General features: G+C 64.9%; 15 protein-coding genes. 7 read left to right on the plus strand and 8 right to left on the minus strand.

Translation table 11 applies throughout. The features are described from left to right. Positions 1 to 38: 38 nt before the first annotated feature. The 5 genes from Q4I12_RS05800 (at position 39) to Q4I12_RS05820 (ending at position 5,540) form a co-directional block, all read left to right on the plus strand. A complete protein-coding gene (locus tag Q4I12_RS05800) occupies positions 39 to 683 on the plus strand; it encodes an OmpH/Skp family outer membrane protein (protein WP_302260991.1) in 645 nt (214 codons plus the stop codon). 110 nt (positions 684 to 793) lie between these two features. Beyond that, a complete protein-coding gene (locus Q4I12_RS05805) occupies positions 794 to 1,489 on the plus strand; it encodes a carbonic anhydrase (protein ID WP_302260993.1) in 696 nt (231 codons plus the stop codon). A 189-nt stretch (positions 1,490 to 1,678) separates the two neighbouring features. Continuing rightward, on the plus strand, positions 1,679 to 2,659 hold the full coding sequence (locus Q4I12_RS05810) for an AEC family transporter (protein WP_168934905.1): 981 nt from the start codon (positions 1,679 to 1,681) through the stop codon (positions 2,657 to 2,659). 289 nt (positions 2,660 to 2,948) lie between these two features. After that, complete coding sequence (locus Q4I12_RS05815) at positions 2,949 to 3,923, plus strand: AEC family transporter (protein WP_302260996.1); 975 nt, start codon at positions 2,949 to 2,951, stop codon at positions 3,921 to 3,923. A gap of 141 nt (positions 3,924 to 4,064) precedes the next feature. Continuing rightward, positions 4,065 to 5,540, plus strand: a complete 1,476-nt coding sequence (locus Q4I12_RS05820) for a hypothetical protein (protein ID WP_302260997.1) — start codon at positions 4,065 to 4,067, stop codon at positions 5,538 to 5,540. Positions 5,541 to 5,602: 62 nt separating this feature from the next. Here Q4I12_RS05820 and Q4I12_RS05825 read toward each other — a convergent pair whose 3' ends face one another. Next, positions 5,603 to 7,045 carry a BPL-N domain-containing protein gene (locus tag Q4I12_RS05825; RefSeq protein WP_204626160.1) on the minus strand — a complete coding sequence of 481 codons (1,443 nt, stop codon included), beginning with the start codon at positions 7,043 to 7,045 and terminating at the stop codon, positions 5,603 to 5,605. A 95-nt stretch (positions 7,046 to 7,140) separates the two neighbouring features. Here Q4I12_RS05825 and Q4I12_RS05830 point away from each other — a divergent pair, with 95 nt between their 5' ends. Both Q4I12_RS05830 and Q4I12_RS05835 read left to right on the plus strand, forming a co-directional pair. After that, the gene (locus Q4I12_RS05830) at positions 7,141 to 9,801 is read left to right on the plus strand and encodes a valine--tRNA ligase (protein ID WP_168934908.1); all 2,661 of its coding nucleotides are present in this window, start codon (positions 7,141 to 7,143) and stop codon (positions 9,799 to 9,801) included. An 11-nt stretch (positions 9,802 to 9,812) separates the two neighbouring features. Further along, entirely contained in the window at positions 9,813 to 10,736 is a 924-nt protein-coding gene (locus tag Q4I12_RS05835) for a hypothetical protein (protein ID WP_204626158.1), read from the plus strand. Positions 10,737 to 11,298: 562 nt separating this feature from the next. On the opposite strand, the gene Q4I12_RS05840 is transcribed toward Q4I12_RS05835, so the two are convergent. The 7 genes from Q4I12_RS05840 to htpG all read right to left on the minus strand — a co-directional run bounded on the left by Q4I12_RS05840 (position 11,299) and on the right by htpG (position 19,763). Then, entirely contained in the window at positions 11,299 to 11,718 is a 420-nt protein-coding gene (locus Q4I12_RS05840) for a DVU_2496 family lipoprotein (RefSeq protein WP_302260998.1), read from the minus strand. A gap of 139 nt (positions 11,719 to 11,857) precedes the next feature. Beyond that, positions 11,858 to 12,724 carry a zinc metalloprotease HtpX gene (locus tag Q4I12_RS05845; protein ID WP_204626662.1) on the minus strand — a complete coding sequence of 289 codons (867 nt, stop codon included), beginning with the start codon at positions 12,722 to 12,724 and terminating at the stop codon, positions 11,858 to 11,860. A 290-nt stretch (positions 12,725 to 13,014) separates the two neighbouring features. After that, positions 13,015 to 14,208, minus strand: a complete 1,194-nt coding sequence (gene argJ, locus Q4I12_RS05850; protein WP_302261000.1) for a bifunctional glutamate N-acetyltransferase/amino-acid acetyltransferase ArgJ — start codon at positions 14,206 to 14,208, stop codon at positions 13,015 to 13,017. A 137-nt stretch (positions 14,209 to 14,345) separates the two neighbouring features. Continuing rightward, entirely contained in the window at positions 14,346 to 16,424 is a 2,079-nt protein-coding gene (gene fusA / locus Q4I12_RS05855) for an elongation factor G (RefSeq protein ID WP_302261003.1), read from the minus strand. 84 nt (positions 16,425 to 16,508) lie between these two features. After that, complete coding sequence (rpsG, locus tag Q4I12_RS05860) at positions 16,509 to 16,979, minus strand: 30S ribosomal protein S7 (protein WP_287438725.1); 471 nt, start codon at positions 16,977 to 16,979, stop codon at positions 16,509 to 16,511. A gap of 119 nt (positions 16,980 to 17,098) precedes the next feature. Continuing rightward, positions 17,099 to 17,470 carry a 30S ribosomal protein S12 gene (gene rpsL, locus Q4I12_RS05865; RefSeq protein WP_287438724.1) on the minus strand — a complete coding sequence of 124 codons (372 nt, stop codon included), beginning with the start codon at positions 17,468 to 17,470 and terminating at the stop codon, positions 17,099 to 17,101. A 361-nt stretch (positions 17,471 to 17,831) separates the two neighbouring features. Continuing rightward, positions 17,832 to 19,763, minus strand: a complete 1,932-nt coding sequence (htpG, locus tag Q4I12_RS05870) for a molecular chaperone HtpG (protein WP_302261004.1) — start codon at positions 19,761 to 19,763, stop codon at positions 17,832 to 17,834. Positions 19,764 to 19,770 lie beyond the last annotated feature (7 nt).

Below are 19,770 nucleotides of genomic sequence, written 5' to 3' on the forward strand. Positions count from 1 at the left end.
AACCGCACATCTTGCGGATGATCCAAGGAGAACTCCCCATGCGTATTCGTTTCCTCGTCCTTTCCCTGCTCGTCCTCTGCCTCGCCGTCAGCGGCTGCCAGCAGACCCAGGAACCCGCCGTCAAGGTCGGCGTGGTCGATATGAACCGCCTGCTGCGTGACAGCGAGCCCGGCAAGGAAGCCAGCCGCTTCCTGGAAGGCATGCAGAAAGAGATCCAGCAGCAGATCGACGACGTGCAGGCCCGTCTGGGCAAAGACCCCGAGAACGAAGCCCTGCAGCGTGAACTGCAGGCCATCTACATGGGTGGCCAGCAGCGCATCAACGCCGAACAGCAGAACGTGGTCAGCCAGCTGCTGGACCTGACCCAGCGTCTGGTGAACAACTACCGCAAGGCCAACGGCCTGAGCGTGGTGCTGGGCACGGACGTGGCCGTGGCCTATGATCCCGCCCTGGACGTGACCAATGCCCTGCTGGACGAAATGAACAAGCAGAAGGTCAACTTCGTGTCCGTGAGCAACCCCCAGCCCGAAGCTCCCGCCGCGGCCGAAGCTCCCGCCGACGAAGCGCCCGCCAAGGCCGCCCAGGACACCAAGGCCGCGGAGAAGCCCGCTGAAAAGCCCGCTCCCGCCGCCGAAAAGCCCGCTGCCGAAAAGGCCGCTCCGGCCGAAGCCAAGGCCAAGTAGCCCCAGTCTTCGATGCTATCCAAGAGCCCCGGTCCTTCCGGGGCTCTTTTTGTCTCTTCCGTCCGGCGGCATCCAGGTGCCGCACGGCGGGAGGTATTTTTGAGGGAACAATGAAAGACTTTGAAAAATTCATCGACGGTTTCAGGAACTTCCGCCGCTTCTACTTCGATGCGGAAAACGACTACTACACGTCCCTGAACAAGGGGCAACATCCCAAGGCCATCGTCATCGCCTGCAGCGATTCCCGTGCCGATCCGGCCCTGCTCATGGGCTGCGACCCGGGCGACATCTTCGTGGTGCGCAACGTGGCCAACCTGGTGCCCCATGCCGACGACGCCCTGCGTCGCGATGCCGTGCTGGCCGTGCTGGAATACGGGGTGCACCACCTCAAGGTGGAGCATATCATCGTGCTGGGGCACTCCGGCTGCGGCGGCATCCAGGCCCTGCTGAACCCCGAATCGCTGCATGACGAGAGCTTCGTGGCCAACTGGGTCTCCATGGCCGCGCCCGCCCTGGAACGGATGCGCGAGGACGTGCGCGACGAGAGCCCGGCCGACCGGCAGCGCCACTGCGAAGAGGCCGCCATCCTGGTCTCCATCGACAACCTGCTCTCCTACCCCTGGATCCAGGAACGGGTGGCCGCCCACGAGCTGTCGCTGCACGCCTGGTATTTCGACATGTCGCAGGGCTCCCTGCTGGCCTATTTCCCGGACAGCGAGACCTTCGAGCCCCTGGTGGCCCACTGCCGCCAGTGCGGGGCCCTGGACGCCGCCTGTGGCTGCCATGCGCATGGCGTCCAAGCCTAGGACAGGCCCGGCGCCTGTCCTCCCCATACGCTGAGAAATGGCCCGGCAGTACGGATGCAGGGCCTGTCCCGGATGGCGGCAAGGCCGCTGTCCGGCAGGCTCCCCCGTGCTGTCCCGGGCTTTTTTATGGTGCCCGGTTTTGTAGCCTGCGCTTCTGGACATCCGCCCGGGAGAAGCATAAGCAAGGGCATGATCGAAGCATTTTCCGCCGTTGTTCCTGTGTTCCTGCTCATCGGTCTGGGCGTCTGCCTGGATCTTTTCCGGGCCCTGCCCGAGAACGCCAACCAGACCCTGAGCCTCTATGTCCTCAACGTGGCCCTGCCGCTGCTGCTGTTCCAGATCATGGCCACCGCGCCCCTGGAGAGCTTTGCGCATCCGCAGTTCTGGCTGGGCGTCATCGCCGCGCAGTTCCTCATCTACGGGGTCTGTTACGCGGCCGACCGCATCCTGGCCCGCCACGACAGCGCGGCGGCGACCGTGACGGCCCTGGGCGGCTGTTTCTGCAATGCCGCCTTCGTGGGCATCCCCGTCATCACCAGTGCCCTGCCGGGCAATGCCGAGGCCCTGTTCGTGGCCGGCCTGTTCACCATCACGCCCAATCTTCTGTTCGTGGTGGGGCAGGTGCAGCTGGCCGCGCATGATCCTTCCCGCTCCATGCCGCAGGGGCGCAAGGCCGTGCTTTTGCATGTGCTGCGCTATTCGCTGCTGTACAATGCCGTGTTCTGGGGCATGGCGGGCGGCGTGCTGGTCTCGGCCCTGGGGCTGGGCCTGTGGGATCCGCTGAACAGGGCCGCCGAGCTGGTGGGCCATACGGCCGCCCCCTGTATGCTCGTGACCCTGGGCCTGACCCTGCGGGAACGGCTGGCCGTGGTCCTGCGGCACGCGGGCGGCCATGCGCTGCTGCGCCAGACGGCCCTGCAGATCTGCAAGCTGGTGGTGCAGCCCCTGGTCTGCTGGGGCATCCTGGCCGCGCTGGGCGTGGAAGGCCTGTGGCTGGCCGTTTCGGTCATCATGGCCGCTTCCGGCTCCGCCCTGGTGGTCCCCGTGCTGGCGGACGTGCACCATGCCGGTCCTGAGGAGGCGACCCTGACGGCCCTGGTCTCCAATGGTCTGAGCCTGTTCTCGCTGAGTTTCTTCATCTGGGTGATGCGTCTGCTGGGCCATATCTGATGTGCCCCGGCCGTCTTTTGCCGTGTCGGTGTCCTGACTGGGGATGCAGGGGCGGCAGAGGGGCGTCTGCCGAAGTGCGCCCTGCGGGGCTTTGTTCTGTAAGGCGCTCCACACTGCTGGATAAAATTCTATCGAAGCCCGGTCGATACCGGGCTTTTTCAATAGGTTATATATTGTTTGGTTAAACAAACAATTTTCTGGACAAGCGGAGGAAAGAGGCGCATCTTTCCCCTCACCGCAAGCGACATCCTCCGGGAGAGCCACACTACGGTCCGCATGGAGGTGTCGTATGGAAGCATTCTACGCTGTTCTTCCTGTCTTTCTGCTCATAGCCGTGGGGGCTGCGGTCCACATGACCGACGTGCTGCCGGAGAATACCGGCGCGGCCATGGGCCTTTATGTGCTCAAGCTGGCCCTGCCCGTGCTCATGCTGCATATCCTGTCCGGTGCGAGCCGTCTGGATCTGGCCCACGGCGGTTTCTGGCTGGGCGTCATCGGGGCGCAGATGCTGTGCTATCTGCTGGGCTACGCCGTGGACAGGCTTTTTTCCCGGCGGGGGACGGGCCCGGCCATCATCTCCGGCCTGGCCTGCAGCGCCAGCAACACGGCCTTCGTGGGCCTGCCCATCGTGGCCGGCCTGCTGCCGGGCAATCACGAAGCCATGGTGGTGGCCGGGCTGGCGGCCCTGACGCCCAATGTGGTGGTCATCATGGCCCAGATCCGCATGGACTGTCTGGCAGGTTCCGCGGCCTGGGGCGACGGCCGGGGCCGCATCTGGAAGCTGCTGCGCCTGTTCCTGCTGGGCAACCCCCTGCTTCTGGCCACGCTGGCGGGCCTTGCCCTGGCCTGCTCGGGGCTGGGGCTGTGGCAGCCGCTGGATCACGCCGCGGCGCTCATCGGCAGTACGGCCGCGCCCTGCATGCTGCTGGCCCTGGGCTTCGACCTGCGCCAGAAGCTGGTGCTGGCCCTGCGCCGCAACGGCGGGCATACGGTGGTCCGGCAGACCTGGCTCCTGCTGTGCAAGCTGGGCATCCATCCCCTGATCTGCTGGGGCATCATGCATCTGGCAGGCCTGCCGCCGCTTTGGCTGGGCGTAGCCGTGCTCATGTCCGCCACCGGTACGGCCCTGGTGGCTTCGGTGCTGGCCGAGGTCTACAGCGCCGTGCCCGAAGAGGCGGCCCTGACCGCCGTACTGAGCAATGCCGCCAGCATGGTCAGCCTGATGCTGTTCATCTTTCTGCTGCAGGGGGCGGGCTGCCTGTAGTGCTTGTCAGGAAGGGGGCCGGATTATAGAATAGAGGATATTGCCGCTTCCCGGGCCCGGTGGTCCCTCTGCTTTGCCTGCTCACAGGCCGTCTTTTTCCGGGCCCGTATCCGACCTTTTTCCCGAGCAAGGAATCTTTTGATGGATCGTTTCTCCCGTCTGTGCCTATGGGGATCCATGGCGTGTGCCTTTTTGAGCCTGGCTCTGCTGTCGTTCGATGTTTTCCCCTGGTACGAGGTGCCCTTCATGCCGCCTCGGCCCATGTATCCGTTGGCCTGTGCGGGCATGCTCCTGTTCCTGCTTTCCGGCCGCTGGTATGGCCATATGCGGGAACACCGGGGACTGCTGTTTTTATGGGCGGCCCTGCTCGGTTGCAGCGTTCTTTCGACCTGGCTGGGCCTCCAGGGGGTGCCCCACAACATCGCGCCTGCTGTCTGGCTGGGGCTTGCCCGCTGGTTCATCGTGCCGTTCTGCTTCCTGCTCTGGTGGGCCGTGATGTTCTCCTGCCTGCCGTCCTCCTGCGGCAAACGACTTTTCCAGGCGGCCCTGCTGGTACTCGGCCTGTCCAATCTTGCCCATATTGTTCTGGAGATCCTGGCCAATCATGGTGCAGAGGGGATCAAGAATTTCCTGGTCAGCATCAATCCCTGGTTCCGCATGGAGTGCATCGGTCACGGCTGGTGGCCGCCGCCGTATTTTACCGACAGGGTCAGGGGCCTGTTCGCGGAGCCGTCGCACATGGCGTTTGGCCTGTTGCCGGTGCTGGGGCTGCTGCTGGCGAAGTGCGCGGGCAATCGTCTCTGGCTGCTGGGGGTCGCGGGCTGGGGGATCGTCATGTGGCAGAGCAAGGTCCTCACCGGTGCGGTCGCTTTTCTGCTGGCCTGCATCATGGCCGGGGGCCCCTGGTATCTGGCTGCCTGGCGCCGCTACAGCCGCAGAGTCCTCACTCTGTCCTGTGTTCTGCTTGTCCTGGCTGGTGCCGGGGGCTGGACGCTCCTGCAACCAAAGTTTGAACGCTTTGGAGCTGTGGAACAGGAAACGGATTCCATCCTGCGTTTTCTGGAAGACAGCCATGCCGGTCTTTCTCCCCAGTGTCCCGAGCTGCAAGGGGCCTTGGAGCAGAACGGTTCCTTGGGCATACGTTATGCCTGCACCCGGCTGGATATGGCCGCCGGCCTGTCCCGCGTGCTGGGAACAGGATTTTATCTGCGAGGATTCTACTGGCAGCCGCTGGATACATGCAGCCTGGAGCGGGGCAGCGAGCTGCGTGGTTTCGTTCTGCAGGCCAAGGGAAACAAGCTGCGCCGGGTACCGCCGCTGAATGAATATTCTGTCCTGCTCGCGGAGTTCGGGGTCCCCGGTCTGCTCCTGTTCCTGGGGCTGTGCGGCATGCTGCTCTGGAGGAGCGTGCGTTTTGCCGCCCGGAACCGGGACTGGTATGTGTACGCCATGGCCTGTGCTTTTATGGGGATGCTGGGGGCGTTCATCTCCACAGGGCTCATGAATGCTCTGGTCTTCACCTTCTTCGCCGGCTATCTGTACGCCATCAGCGGGCAACGTCATGGCGCCACTTCCGGAGCCGGAAGCACGCAGGTCCCGCAGCCGGCGCGCGGGTAGCCGGAGAGGGCAGGCGGGGGCGTTCAGAAAAGGCACACGTTCGTTAGGCGTGCGTCGCTGGATCAGTCGTCCAGCGCGGCGCAGGCGTCTTCCTGCTGGCCGCGGTAGAGCAGCTCGTCGGTCATCTCCAGCAGTTCGCCCACGATGCCGCCCCCGGTCATGGGATGCCCGAACAGGGCCTCGCGCTGGTTGGTGAGGCCGCGCCGGTCCACGGCGTCGGGCATGGTGGGGGAGAGGGTCTCGCGCAGGCGGCAGGCCAGCAGATAGCCCTCGGCGCCGGGCAGGAAGATGTCCGTGAGGGCCGCGAAGCGGGCGCGCATGCCGTCCCAGGCGGCCAGGGTGTCCGGGCCGGGACGCAGGCCGCAGAGCACGCGCAGGGACGAATACAGGTTGTTGCAGACCGCGCCGGGCAGGCCGGGGCGCCAGCCCCAGAGCCAGGGGGTGCGTTCGAAAAAGAGGTTGTGCTCCACGCCCAGATCCAGCAGCTCGCGCATGCCGTGCAGCAGGGTGCGCAGGGGGGCCGTCTGCGGCGTGTCGGGCCAGCGGAACGCGGCCTTGCGGTGCAGGTCCCAGGCGGGCACCAGCTCGCGCTGCGGCGCAAGACCGGCCAGCACGCGCAGCAGATGGGCCAGCCAGGCATTGGCATCGGGGCTGTCCGGGGTCTCCAGATGGGAATAGCTGAGGACGTAGCGGCCTTGGCCGTAATTGCCCGCCACCATCAGGGGCTGGCCGTCGAGGAAGTCCGCCGAGACGTTGACCCCGTACAGGTCCTTCCAGGCTTCGAAGACAGGGGCAGGGATGCGGCTCAGGGGCAGGTCGGCCAGCCAGAAGTCCGTATCCGGCTGACGGTAGGAGGCCAGGATGCTGACCCGTTCGTCGGCTTCCGGGGCGAAGCGGCCGGGCCACCAGACGGGCAGGGACGGCACGTGGCCATCATCCCGGGGCGGGCGGCAGTTGCCGCAATGGCGGCAGTCGTCGTCATGGCCGTGGGCGCAGCCGCGCCAGTGCGGCGGCACCAGGGCGCACGCCTCGTCGCCCAGCGGCGGGCGCAGCGGATCGGGAGCAGCCCCGTCCGGGAAGGCTTTGGGAAAATCCGGCCGCACGGCGGGCAGGTCGCGTGCCATGCAGGAGCGCACCCGCATGTGGGCATGGCCGGAGATGAGATGGTGCAGACGCTCGGGATAGGGCGCGCGGCCCCAGGGGCAGAGCCCCAGCCCGTCCTGGCTGCGGTGCTGGCTCAGGGCCAGTCCGGCGCCGCCGCAAAAGCCCAGGTAACGGCCGCCTTCGGCCAGATAGTCGCGCACGGCCTGCCGCCCCTTCTCGCCCAGGGCCCGCGCCTTGAGCCGGGCGTTGCCGCCGGGGACAAGCAGGAGCGGGGCCGCTCCCCGTTCCTTGCCGGGCGTGCCCTGCGGGCATGGCTTGCGAAAAAGCGCGCCATTGGCTATGTCTTGTCCCTTGACCAGACGACAGGGCAGTCCCAGCGCGCACAGGGCGCGCCAGACCATAAGGCCCCAGATATGGGACGCGTCCCAAAGAATACATACAGGGTTGGCGGCACACATAACAGCGTACTATGGCCGCCTTTCATGGAGAAAGCAAGATGGCGGATACCCTCCCCAAGGGCTACGAGCCCCATGACGTGGAAGCGCGCTGGCGCGACCACTGGCAGGACAACAGGACCTTCACACCCGACCCGGATGCCCAGGGCGAACCCTTTTCCATCGTGATCCCGCCGCCGAACGTTACCGGCGCCCTGCACATCGGGCATGCCCTGAACCAGACCCTCATCGACGTGCTGTGCCGTCATGCCCGCCAGAAGGGCAAGAACGTGCTGTGGGTGCCCGGCACCGACCACGCCGGCATCGCCACCCAGAACGTGGTGGAGCGCGCTCTGGCCAAGGAAGGCAAGACCCGTCAGGACCTGGGCCGCGAAGCCTTCATCGAGCGCGTGTGGCAGTGGCGCGAAGACTACGGTCACCGCATCCTCAACCAGATCCGCGCCCTGGGCGCTTCCGTGGACTGGACGCGCCTGCGCTTCACCATGGACGAAGGCCTGTCCGCCGCCGTGCGCAAGGTCTTCGTGCAGCTCTACAACGAAGGCCTGATCTACAAGGGCGACTACATCATCAACTGGTGCTCGCGCTGCCATACGGCCCTGGCCGATGACGAAGTGGAACACGAGGCCCACAAGGGCAAGCTGTGGAAGATCCGTTACCACCTGGCCGACGGCTCCGGCAGCATCACCATCGCCACCACCCGTCCCGAGACCATCCCCGGCGACACCGCCATCTGCGTGCATCCCGAGGACGAGCGCTACCAGCACCTGGTGGGCAAGACGGCCATCGTGCCCGTGCTGGGCCGCGAGATCCCCATCATCGCCGACAGCTACGTGGATCGCGAGTTCGGTACCGGCGCCCTCAAGGTGACCCCCTGCCACGACCACAACGACTGGGCCCTGGGTAAGAAGCACGATCTGGAATTCCTGCAGGTCATCGACGAAGACGGCATCATGAAGGCCGAGTCCGGCCCCTACGCCGGTCTGAAGAAGGAAGACTGCCGCACGAAGATCGTGGCCGACATCGAAGCCGCCGGCGACCTGCTGGCCGTGGAAGACCTGGACAACTCCGTGGGCCACTGCTACCGCTGCCACACCGTGGTGGAACCGCATGTGTCCACGCAGTGGTTCGTAGCCACCACCAAGATGGCTCCCGCCGCCCGCAAGGCCGTGCCCGAACTGACCCGCATCCTGCCGGAATCCTGGGCCAAGACCTACTATCACTGGCTGGACAACATCCGCGACTGGTGCATCAGCCGCCAGATCTGGTGGGGCCATCGCATCCCCGCCTGGACCTGCGCGCAGTGCGGCGAGCTCATCGTGGCCGAGCACGACCCCAGCTCCTGCCCCAAGTGCGGCTGCACTGACCTGAAGCAGGACGAGGACGTGCTGGATACCTGGTTCTCCTCGGCCCTGTGGCCCTTCTCCACCATGGGCTGGCCCGAGCAGACCAAGGATCTGGCCACCTGGTACCCCACCAGCGTGCTGGTGACCGGTTTCGACATCATCTTCTTCTGGGTGGCCCGCATGATGATGATGGGCCAGCACTTCATGGGCCAGGTGCCCTTCCACGACGTGTACCTGCACGCCCTGGTGCGTGACGAGACCGGCCGTAAGATGTCCAAGTCCACGGGCAACGTCATCGACCCGCTGGAGATGATCGACAAGTACGGCTGCGACTCCCTGCGCTTCACCCTGACGGCCTTTGCCGCCATGGGCCGCGACATCCGCCTGTCCGAAGCCCGCATCGAAGGCTACCGCCACTTCGTCAACAAGCTGTGGAACGCCGCCCGCTTCGCCCTCATGAACCTGCCCGAGACCGCGCCCGCCCCGGTGGCCCTGGAAAGCGTGGAAGGCCTGCACCACCAGTGGATCCTGCACCGTCTGGAGCAGGTCAAGCAGGACATGGACAAGGCGCTGGAGGAATACCGCTTCAACGACGCCGCCCAGCTGGGCTACAAGTTCCTGTGGAACGAGTTCTGCGACTGGTATCTGGAACTCATCAAGCCCGACATGCAGGACGAGGCCCGCAAGCCCGTGGCCCAGTATGTGCTGTGGGTGGTGCTGCGCGAGCTGCTGCTCCTGCTGCATCCCATCATCCCCTTCGTCACGGCCGAGATCTGGAACGCCCTGCCCGTGCCCGCCGGCGAGCAGCCCACGGACATCGCCCTGGAGCTCTATCCCGCCGCCCGTCCCGGCTGCCTGCATGAAGCCGAGGCCGCCCGCATGGAACTGGTGCAGGGCATCATCGTGGCCGTGCGCACCATCAAGGCCGAGCTGAACATCAGCCCCAGCCACAAGGTGAGCCTGATGCTGCATCCTGTGGACGAGGCCCAGGCCGCCCTGCTGGAAAGCTGCCGCCAGATGATGACCACCCTGGCCCGCCTGGAAGACCTGCAGATCGGTGCCGACCTGCACGCTCCCAAGGCTTCCGCCTCCTCCGTGGTGGGCGGCTGCCAGGTCATCGTGCCCCTCAAGGGCGCCGTGGATCTGGCCGGAGAACTGGCCCGTCTGGACAAGGAAATGGCCAAACTGGAAAAGGATCTGGTGGGCGTGCAGAGCAAGCTGCACAACGAAAGTTTCGTGAGCCGCGCTCCCGCCCAGGTTGTGGAACGCGAACGCGCCCGTGCCGAACAGCTGCTGGATGCCAAGGCCAAGATGCAGGCCCTGCGCCAGCGCTTCAGCGAAGCCCTCAACGAGGAATAAGGAACAACGTCATGAAGATGTCCGCCGTTGCCACGCCCCCCATGCTCTGCGCTTCCGGGCGCGGAGCGGTGGGCGTCGTGCCCGGCGCGGTCGTCGCCTCCGGTCTTTCGGGCCGGAGGCCGGCGGCCGCGCCGCTGTTTTGTCTGCTGCTCCTGCTGGTGTTCTGCCTGTCCGCCCTGCCGGCCCGTGCCCATGTGGTGGACGAGCTGGCCCCCCTGCTGGACAGCGATGCCATCGTGAACAGCATCCAGGATATCGGCCTGCTCAAGAAGGCCGGTTTCATCTATCAGCCCGACCTGACCATCACAGGCGAGATGTGCCCCGTGGACGGCAGCCAGGACCAGCTGGCCGTGCTCAGCGGCATGCTGGCCGCTGACAGGATGTATGCCTTCTATTTCGGCGATGTGTCCGACGCGGCCAAGAAGAACGAGCTGCTCCAGCAGCTAGTGGGCAAGCCCCTGCCCACGCTGAACAGCAAGGACATGGCCCGCATCCGCAAGGCCCCGCACAGTCAGGAGTCCGCGAACATTCTGGCGCGCTTCCGCCAGCAGGAGCTTTCCCGTCTGCTGGAGGCCGCCCGTCAGGACGACCAGCTGCTGCGCCTGCTGGGGGCGCATCTGTACGGCCTTTATCTGGAACGCCTGTACATGGCCTCGGTCATGGTGCTGGCCGCTGCGGAAAGCGACACGCTGGAGCCGCTCTATCAGGTGCATACCGGTCTGGCCACCCGGCACGGCAAGGCCCTGGAGATCCTTGGCAAGAAGGGCTTGCTGGGCCTGGAAGACTGCGAGGCCCGCGCGGCTCTGGTCAAGAAGCTGCAAGGCCTGCTGACCGCCAACAAGGGGCAGCCTACGCTGGAAGGCCTGCGCGAGATCGTCTCGCTGGTACAGGAGGAGCGTGCGTTCTTCCTGACGCCCTGCCCGCTGCCGCAATAAGAATGTTTTGTGAGGGGGGAGAAGGAAACCTTTTTGGAAAAAGGTTCTCCTTCTCCCCCCTCACGCTCCCCCCACATCCTTCCAAAAACTTTTATCATGGGCCTGAGTGGCCCTGTGAAGCGGCGAGAGCGCCTTTCCCTGAGGGGAAGGGCGCTCTCGCCGCTTCTGGCGTCAGGAAGGGCGTAGGGCGTCAGGAAGGGCGTAGGGCGTCAGGAAGGGCGTAGGGCGTCAGGAAGGGCGTAGGGCGTCAGGAAGGGCGTAGGGCGTCAGGAAGGGCGTAGGGCGTCAGGAAGGGCGTAGGGCGTCAGGAAGGGCGTAGGGCGTCAGGAAGGGCGTAGGGCGTCAGGAAGGGCGTAGGGCGTCAGGAAAGGGGGGAGGGGAGGCGGGAGGGACTGTGAAAGGAGGGGGCCGGTATTCGATGCCGCCCGCGCTGGTCATAAAAAAGCGCTCCGTCCTTCAAGGAGGGAGCGCTTTGGCTGCTTGCATTTGAGGCACAAAGGAAGTCCGCCAGGCCTGTGACGGCATGGGACCTTGTGCAGGGCTGCCCCGGTAGGGGGACAGGCTATTTTTTGTCCGGGTCTTCCGTTTCGGCCTTGCTCACCCAGTCCACCAGGCGGGCCATACGGGCCAGGCTGTAATGACCGGGTTCGGGCTGCTGGCCGATCTCCTGCAGGGTGCCGTTGAGGCGGTAGATGCGCCAGTCCCCGGCGGGCAGGGCACCGTTGTCCATGGCGGTCTTCAGACCGGCACGGGCTTCTTCGGGCGAGCAGAACAGGGGGAAGTCCTGCACGGCCGGGTCGAGGACGACCATGGAGCCGCCCGCGATATCGATGATGTAATTGCCGGGAGCCACGGTATAGACTTCCTGGCAGTCACGATCGGGCGGCAGGGGGGCCGTATTGGGGCCTGTGGTGGCACAGCCGCCCAGCATCAGAAGGGACCCAAGCAGGGCGGGGGCAAGGATCACGGGGAAACGTTTCATGTCATTCTCCTGCCGGGCGTACCGGCATCAGATTCGCCCCCGGGCACGACAAAAGCGGGCAGGTGGCGTCATTGCTGACTACACACCAAGCCCGCTTTTTTGTCAAAAGGTTCGTATGCCGGAGGGGCGGGGATGGCCGTTAGCGGGCCTGACGGCTCATCTCCTGCAGACGGGCGATGCGTTCTTCCAGCGGCGGGTGCGTGCTGAACAGGTTGGCCATGCTGCCGCCGCCGAAGCCGAACAGCGGCGAGACGATGAACATCTGCTCGGTGCTGGGGTTGCCGTTCTGCATGGGGATCTGTCCGCTGGCCACGCCCAGCTTGTGCAGGGCACCGGCCAGGGCCAGGGGCTGGCCGCAGATGCGGGCGCCGGTCTCGTCGGCCAGGTACTCACGCGAGCGGGAGATGGCCATCTGGATGATACTGGCGGCGATGGGGGCCAGGATGGCCAGCAGGAACGCGGCGATGGGGTTGGTGCCGCCTTCCTCGTCATTGCTGCTGCCGCCGAAGATGGCGGCGAACTGCATGAAGTTGGCGATGCTGACGATGACCGAGGCCAGCACACCGGCGATGGTCTGGATCAGGATGTCACGGTTGGCGATGTGGCCGATCTCGTGGGCGATGACGCCGCGCAGCTCTTCGGGGCTGAGGATGCGCATGATGCCGTCGGTGACGGCCACCACACCGTGCTCGGGGTCGCGGCCGGTGGCGAAGGCGTTGGGCGCGTCTTCGGGGATGACACAGACGCGGGGCTTGGGGATGCCGGCATTGGCGGAAAGCTCGGCCACCATGCGGTGCAACATGGGGGCTTCGTCTTCGGACAGCTCGCGGGCCTGGTACATGGAGAGCACGATCTTGTCCGAATACCAGTAGGAACCCACGTTCATGATCATGGCGATCACGAAGGCGATGATGATGCCGGTACGGCCGCCCATGATGCCGCCCAGGCCGATGATGATGGCGGAAAGCAGGGCGAGAAGCAGCACGGTCTTGATCTGGCTGGTCATGGTATCTCCTTGATGTGCGAGGTAGGGATTCGCTCACTGTAGATAAGCATGCGTCAGCAAAGTGGCAAGAGGTGGGGAAATGAAGCTGGGGAAGGGCGGCAGAAATGGCCGGGGAAATAGATGTCCCTGCGACAGAAAAGGAGAGGCGGAGAAGCACGGCGATGCCGTGTTTCTCCGCCTCTCCCTGATAAAGCGCGTTTGGGGAGGAAGGGGGGAGTTTGAGGGGGGAAGGAGGCCCTTTTGGCGCCGGCAAAGGGCCTCCTTCCCCCCTCATAAAAAACCTCTCGCGCTTACGAGCGGTAATCGGCGTTGAGGCTGACGTATTCGTGGCCGAGGTCGGAGGCGCGCAGATCGTAGCAGCCGTCGCCCAGACCCATATGGATCTCCACCGGGATGTCGGTGGCCTTGAGCAGCTCGGAAAGCTCGGCTTCCTTGTCGCCGTTGACGGGCTGGCCGTCGCGGAAACGCTCGATGCCGCAGAGCACCAGGCGCACGCGGCTGGGGTCCACCTGGGCCCCGCTGCGGCCCACAGCGGCCACGATGCGGCCCCAGTTGGCGTCCTGGCCGTAGATGGCTGTCTTGACCAGCTGGGAGTGGCCCACGGTGCGGGCGATGCGGCAGGCGTCCTCATCGGAGGCGGCGCCGCTCACGGTGATGTGCATGACCTTGCTGGCGCCTTCGCCGTCCTTGACCAGCATGTAGGAGATCTGGCCCAGGGTGTCGGTAAGGCCCTTTTCCAGCAGGGCGGCGTCCTCACCTTCGGCACGGATGCCGGAAGCGCCGTTGGCCAGGCCGAGGATAGTGTCGTTGGTGGAGGTGTCGCCGTCCACGCTGACGCGGTTGAAGGTCTTGTCCACGGCGCGGGCGAACATGGCCTGCCAGGTCTCGCGGTCCACATCGGCGTCGGTGAGCATGACGGCCAGCATGGTGGCCATGTTGGGGCAGATCATGCCAGCGCCCTTGGCCATGCCGGTAAGGCGCACGGTGCCGCCGGACAGGGGCACGGTGATGCTGGCGAACTTGGGAAAGGCGTCGGTGGTCATGAACGCGCGGGTAAAGCCTTCGGCATCGCGGCTGCCCAGGCTTTCCACCAGGGAGGGCACGGCCTCGCGCCAGCGGTCCATCTTGAGCTGGTCGCCGATGACGCCGGTGGACATGGGCATGATCTCATGCGGGGCCAGCCCGGTGAGGGCGGCGACCATGCGTCGGGTCTCGAGGCAATTCTCCAGGCCTTCGTCGCCGGTGCAGGCATTGGCCTGGCCGGAGTTGGCCAGCACGGCGCGGCAGGTGCCGTACTCGCGCAGGGTCTGCTGGCAGACCTGCACGGGGGCGGCCTTGAAGGCATTGGTGGTGAACAGGCCCGCCAGTACGGCGGGACGGTCGGAAACAATCAGCCCCAGGTCGTCGCGGCCGGCTTTTTTGAAACCGGCGGCAGCGGCCCCGGCGGAGAAGCCGAGGGGCAGGTCGTTGCGCGTATCGCTCATGGGAACATCCTTTCCGGTCATGGGCTTCCGGGAGGAAAACGATGAAAAAAAGGCGGGGATCTTGCCTTGCAAAATCCCCGCCGTCATATCAAGCAACCAGCGCTGTCCGGTCTTTGTGGGAACGGACGTTCAGGACGCTAGTTTTTGCTCTTCTGGATCTCGTCGGCGATAGCCTGGGGCACACGCTCGTAGTGATCGAACTGCATGGTGAAGGTAGCGCGGCCCTGGGTACGGGAGCGCAGGTCGGTGGCGTAACCGAACATGGAGGCCAGGGGCACCTGGGCACGCACGCTCTGGGCACCGCCGGCGCGGGCTTCCATGCTCTGCACGCGACCACGGCGGCCGTTGAGGTCGCCCATCACGTCGCCGAGGTATTCTTCGGGGGTGACCACTTCCACGTCCATGATGGGTTCCAGCAGGACCGGGCCGGCCTTCAGCATGGCGTCCTTGATGGCCATGGAACCGGCCACGTAGAAGGCCTGTTCGGAGGAGTCCACTTCGTGGTAGCTACCGAAGACCAGGTTGACCTTCAGGTCCACGCAGGGGAAGCCGGCCAGCACGCCGGACTTCATGGCATCCTGGATACCCTTGTCGATGGCGGGGATGTATTCCTTGGGGATCACGCCGCCGGTGATGGAGTTGACGAACTCGTACCCCTTGCCCGGGTTGGGTTCCACCTCGATCACGCAGTGACCGTACTGACCGCGACCACCAGACTGCTTGGCATGCTTCATGTCGGTCTTGGCAGGCTTGGAGATGGTTTCGCGGTAGGCCACCTGGGGCTTGCCCACGTTGGCGTTGACGTTGAACTCGCGGGTCAGGCGGTCAACGATGATTTCCAGATGCAGTTCGCCCATGCCGGCGATCAGGGTCTGGTTGGTTTCTTCGTCGCCCTTGACGCGGAAGGAGGGGTCTTCCTTGGCCAGCTTGTTCAGGGCGGCGGAAAGGGCATCACGGTCGGCCTTGGTCTTGGGCTCGATGGCCACTTCGATGACGGGCTCGGGGATGTTCAGGGATTCCAGGATCACCGGGCGCTTTTCGTCGCACAGGGTGTCACCGGTGGAGGCGTTCTTCAGGCCCACCAGAGCCACGATGTCACCGGCGCCGGCCCACTTGATGTCTTCACGCTTGTTGGCGTGCATCTTCAGGATACGGCCGATGCGTTCCTTCTTGCCGGTATTGGCGTTGTACACGCTGGTACCGGATTCCAGGCAGCCGGAGTAGATGCGGAAGAAGGACAGGTGACCGATGAAGGGGTCGGAGAACAGCTTGAACACCAGGCCGGCAAGGGGTTCCTTGTCGTCGCAGGGGCATTCGATCAGGTGTTCTTCGTTGCCGGGCTCATGGCCGGTCATGACGGCGATGTCCACGGGGGAGGGCAGGTAGTCCACCACGGCGTCCAGCAGGGGCTGCACGCCCATGTTGCGGAAAGCGGAGCCGCAGAGCACGGGCACGATGTTGCGGGCGATGGTGGCCTTGCGGATGCAGGAAACGATCTCTTCGCGGGTCAGATCTTCGCCGCCCAGGTACTTTTCCAGCAGGGCTTCATCTTCCTCGGCCACGGCTTCGATGAGTTCGTGGCGCTTTTCCTCATACATGTCCTTCAGTTCGGCGGGCACGTCTTCAACAGTGAATTCGGCACCCTTGGAGCTTTTGTCGAAGCGGTGGGCCTTGCCTTCGATGAGGTCCACGATGCCTTCGAACTTGTCTTCAGCGCCGATGGGCAGCTGCAGGGGCACGGCCTTGGCGCCCAGACGTTCGTGGATCATGCCCACGCAGCGGAAGAAGTTGGCACCGATGCGGTCCATCTTGTTCACGAAGCAGATGCGGGGCACATGGTAGCGGTCGGCCTGACGCCACACGGTTTCGGACTGGGGCTCAACGCCGGCCACGGCGTCGAACACGCACACGGCACCGTCCAGCACGCGCAGGGAACGTTCCACTTCGATGGTGAAGTCCACGTGGCCGGGGGTGTCGATGATGTTGATGCGGCAGTCCTTCCAGAAGCAGGTGGTGGCGGCGGAGGTGATGGTGATGCCGCGCTCCTGTTCCTGTTCCATCCAGTCCATGGTGGACTCACCGTCGTGGGTTTCGCCGAGCTTGTGGGAAACACCGGTGTAGAAAAGGATGCGTTCGGTGGTGGTGGTTTTGCCGGCGTCAATATGGGCCATGATGCCGATATTGCGCTGTTTGTCTACGGGGGTGGTGCGGGACACGTTATCCTCCAGAAAAGGGGCAGTGGGGCGGGGGGAAAAGCGCCGCGCCCTTGCGGGCGCGGCAGCAGTCACTCGGAATCGAGCTTACCAGCGGTAGTGGGCGAAAGCCTTGTTGGCTTCGGCCATACGGTGGGTATCTTCGCGCTTTTTCACCGCGCCGCCGCGACCGTTGTAGGCGTCCAGCAGTTCAGCGGAAAGCTTGGAGGTCATGCCCTTTTCGCCGCGCGAACGGGCATAGTTGATCAGCCAGCGGATGGACAGGGAAATCTGACGTTCGGGACGGACTTCCATGGGCACCTGGTAGGTGGCACCGCCCACGCGGCGGGCCTTGACTTCCAGATGGGGCTTGACGTTGTCCATGGCCTTTTCAAAGGCGCGCATGGGGTCTTCACCGGTCTTTTCGCCCAGGGTTTCCAGCGAGCTGTAGAAAATCTTTTCAGCCGCGCCTTTCTTGCCGTCGTACATGAGACGGTTCACGAACTTGGTGACCAGACGGCTGTTGTACAGCGGATCGGGCAGCACTTCCCTCTTCGGGACAGGACCTTTACGGGGCATGATATTCTCCTTGAGAATCTCTGTGTTTCGGCGTCACCAGCCCCGCAGCGCCCCGGCGCGCCGTGAGAGGGCAGCCTAGGTGCGTTGCATGACGTACGCCGGAGTTGGCAAAAAATAACCTATTTTGGACGCTTGGCGCCGTACTTGGAACGGCTCTTGCGACGGTCGGCCACACCGGAGGTATCCAGGGTGCCGCGCACGATGTGGTAACGGACACCGGGCAGGTCTTTCACACGACCGCCGCGGATGAGCACCACGGAGTGTTCCTGCAGGTTGTGGCCTTCGCCGGGGATGTAGGCCGACACTTCGATGCCGTTGGTCAGGCGCACACGGGCGACCTTACGCAGAGCGGAGTTAGGCTTCTTGGGGGTGGTGGTGTACACACGGGTGCACACGCCGCGGCGCTGGGGGCAAGCCTGCAGGGCCGGGGTCTTCTTGCGCTTCACCACCGCAGTCCGCTCGATGCGGATGAGCTGGTTGATAGTAGGCATGGTTTCCTCCAAAGTTTCACTGCCTGCCCAGGACGGACAGGCAGCGCATGAATGCCGTAGAGCGGCAACACATACAATGCACGGACGCGCTTGTCAAGTCCTGACGCCCCAACTTTACGGCAGGAAGACGGGACGGCGGCGAATCGCCGACGAAGTGCGGCAGCCGCAGGGCAGGGCGAGTCCCCTTTTTATGGATGCGGCGGCCGGAGCAGGGGGGATGACGGCAAAATCGCCGCAGGCGCAAGGCCTGCGGCGATCCCCGGTACGGGGGAGATGCCCGGCCCCAGAGCGGGGCCGGACATCCTGCGAGGAGGAACGTCCGCCGGTGTCCTGCCGGCGGGCGGGGTGTGTCGTCGGCGGGTTACAGCTTTTTCACTTCCACGTACCAGGCCGCGGCCTGTTCCAGCAGATGGCTGCTGCGGCCGGCCAGCATCTGGGCATCGCGCAGGTAGCCTTCCTGGAGCATGCAGGCGTCGAAGAGGTTCTCCACCATGCCGGCCAGGGTCTTGTCCCGGGGATCGGCCTTGAACATCTTGAGCAGGCTGCGCAGCAGCACATGGTCGCGGTTGACTTCCAGCACCTTGACGGGCAGGGAGTCGTCCTTTTGCATGGCGCGCATGAGTTTTTCCATGGACGAGGTCATGCCGTCGGGCGAGACCAGCACGGCCGGGCTGTCGGCCAGGCGGTGGGAGACGCGCACATCGGCCACGCGTTCGCCCAGGATCTCCTTGATGCGTTCCAGCAGCTTGTCGAAGCTGGCGTTGTCGTCGTCGGAAAGGGGCGCGGCGGCGGGCTTTTCGCTGTCGGCCTTGTCGGCGAAGGCGTCCAGGGCGTCATCGGCGGCGTTCTCGATGGCCTTGAATTCCCAGTCCTTGTACTTGCCCATGCCTTCCATGACGAACTCGTCCACGGGCTCGTAGAGGAAGAGCACTTCGATGCCCTTGCGGGTGAAGCGTTCCAGGTGCGGGCTCAGGCGGGCGGCCTCACGGTTGGGCGCGGAGACGTACCAGAAGGTCTTCTGGCCTTCGGGAGCGCGGGACATGTATTCGTCCAGGCTGGACAGGGCCTCGCCGTCGTCCAGGGCCGAGGTGTTGAAGCGCAGCAGACCGGCGATGCGTTCGCGGTTGGCGAAGTCCTGGTAGGAGAGCTTGAAGATGCGGCCGTGCAGGCGCCAGAAAGCGGCGTACTTCTCGGCATCCTTGGCGGCCAGCTTTTCCAGGTGGCTCAGGGTCTGCTTGATGATGGTCTGGTTGATCTTGCGCAGGACCACGTTTTCCTGAAGGGTCTCGCGGGAGATGTTGAGGGGCAGGTCCTCGGTGTCCACCACGCCCTTGAGGAAGGCCAGCCAGTCGGGGATCAGTTCCTTGTTGCGGTGCTGGATGAGCACGCGGCTGGCGTAGAGGTCCAGGCCCCAGAAATCACGGTCGAGGCCGAAGAGGTCCTGACGCGCGTCGGGGATGTAGAGCAGGGCGTTGAACTGCACGGGCGCGTCCACGGAGATGTGCAGCACGTCCAGCGGCGCCTTGCTGTCATAGGTCAGGGCCTGGTAAAAGGCATCGTACTGTTCCCTGGTGACGGAGGACTTGGGCTCGCGCCACAGGGCGGGCTGGGTATTGACCTGCTCGCCGTCCACCAGCACGGGGAAGGGCACGAAGGCCGAATGCTTGCGGATGACGGATTCCACGCGGAACTTTTCGAGGAACTCCGCGGCGTCTTCCTTGAGGTGGGCCACGATGCGCGTGCCGCGCTGCGGGGCGTCGTCACCGGCGGGGGCCACGGTGTAGGTGCCCAGGCCGTCGCTGGTCCAGGTGGCGGCGCTGTCGTCATCGCCGAAGGCCGGGCGCGAGGTCACGTCCACCTTTTCGGCCACCATGAACACGGAATAGAAGCCCACGCCGAAGCGGCCGATGATGTTGGCGGCATCGGCTTTTTCGCCGTCGGCCTTGGCTTCCTCGGCAGCCAGCTGGGCGCGGAAGGCCTCGGTGCCGGATTTGGCGATGGTGCCCAGGTTCTCGGCCAGTTCGGCGGCGGTCATGCCCAGGCCGGTGTCCTCGACGGTCAGGGTCTTGGCGTCCTTGTCGAGGCTGATGCGGATCTCCAGCGGCAGGTCGTCATGGCGCGGGGTCTCGCCCCGGTTGCTGCGGAAGCGCAGTTTGTCCAGGGCGTCGGAAGCGTTGGAGATGAGCTCGCGGAGAAAGATCTCGCGATTGGTATACAGAGAGTTGGTGAGAATGCTCAGCACTTTGCGCACTTCGGCGCGAAATTCACAGGATTGAGCCGTATTTTCCGGCATGATGACA

The sequence above is a fragment of the Desulfovibrio piger genome, assembly GCF_951793255.1.
Lineage (GTDB): Bacteria > Desulfobacterota > Desulfovibrionia > Desulfovibrionales > Desulfovibrionaceae > Desulfovibrio.

Bases quoted from the DNA above. Each gene is read 5' to 3' on its own strand.
- rpsG (WP_287438725.1), bottom strand. From the start codon at position 16,979: ATGCCCCGTAAAGGTCCTGTCCCGAAGAGGGAAGTGCTGCCCGATCCG.
- Q4I12_RS05835 (WP_204626158.1), top strand. From the start codon at position 9,813: ATGAAGATGTCCGCCGTTGCCACGCCCCCCATGCTCTGCGCTTCCGGG.
- Q4I12_RS05820 (WP_302260997.1), top strand. From the start codon at position 4,065: ATGGATCGTTTCTCCCGTCTGTGCCTATGGGGATCCATGGCGTGTGCC.
- Q4I12_RS05840 (WP_302260998.1), bottom strand. From the start codon at position 11,718: ATGAAACGTTTCCCCGTGATCCTTGCCCCCGCCCTGCTTGGGTCCCTT.
- argJ (WP_302261000.1), bottom strand. From the start codon at position 14,208: ATGAGCGATACGCGCAACGACCTGCCCCTCGGCTTCTCCGCCGGGGCC.
- rpsL (WP_287438724.1), bottom strand. From the start codon at position 17,470: ATGCCTACTATCAACCAGCTCATCCGCATCGAGCGGACTGCGGTGGTG.
- Q4I12_RS05845 (WP_204626662.1), bottom strand. From the start codon at position 12,724: ATGACCAGCCAGATCAAGACCGTGCTGCTTCTCGCCCTGCTTTCCGCC.
- htpG (WP_302261004.1), bottom strand. From the start codon at position 19,763: ATGCCGGAAAATACGGCTCAATCCTGTGAATTTCGCGCCGAAGTGCGC.
- Q4I12_RS05810 (WP_168934905.1), top strand. From the start codon at position 1,679: ATGATCGAAGCATTTTCCGCCGTTGTTCCTGTGTTCCTGCTCATCGGT.
- Q4I12_RS05805 (WP_302260993.1), top strand. From the start codon at position 794: ATGAAAGACTTTGAAAAATTCATCGACGGTTTCAGGAACTTCCGCCGC.
- Q4I12_RS05815 (WP_302260996.1), top strand. From the start codon at position 2,949: ATGGAAGCATTCTACGCTGTTCTTCCTGTCTTTCTGCTCATAGCCGTG.
- Q4I12_RS05800 (WP_302260991.1), top strand. From the start codon at position 39: ATGCGTATTCGTTTCCTCGTCCTTTCCCTGCTCGTCCTCTGCCTCGCC.
- Q4I12_RS05830 (WP_168934908.1), top strand. From the start codon at position 7,141: ATGGCGGATACCCTCCCCAAGGGCTACGAGCCCCATGACGTGGAAGCG.
- Q4I12_RS05825 (WP_204626160.1), bottom strand. From the start codon at position 7,045: ATGGTCTGGCGCGCCCTGTGCGCGCTGGGACTGCCCTGTCGTCTGGTC.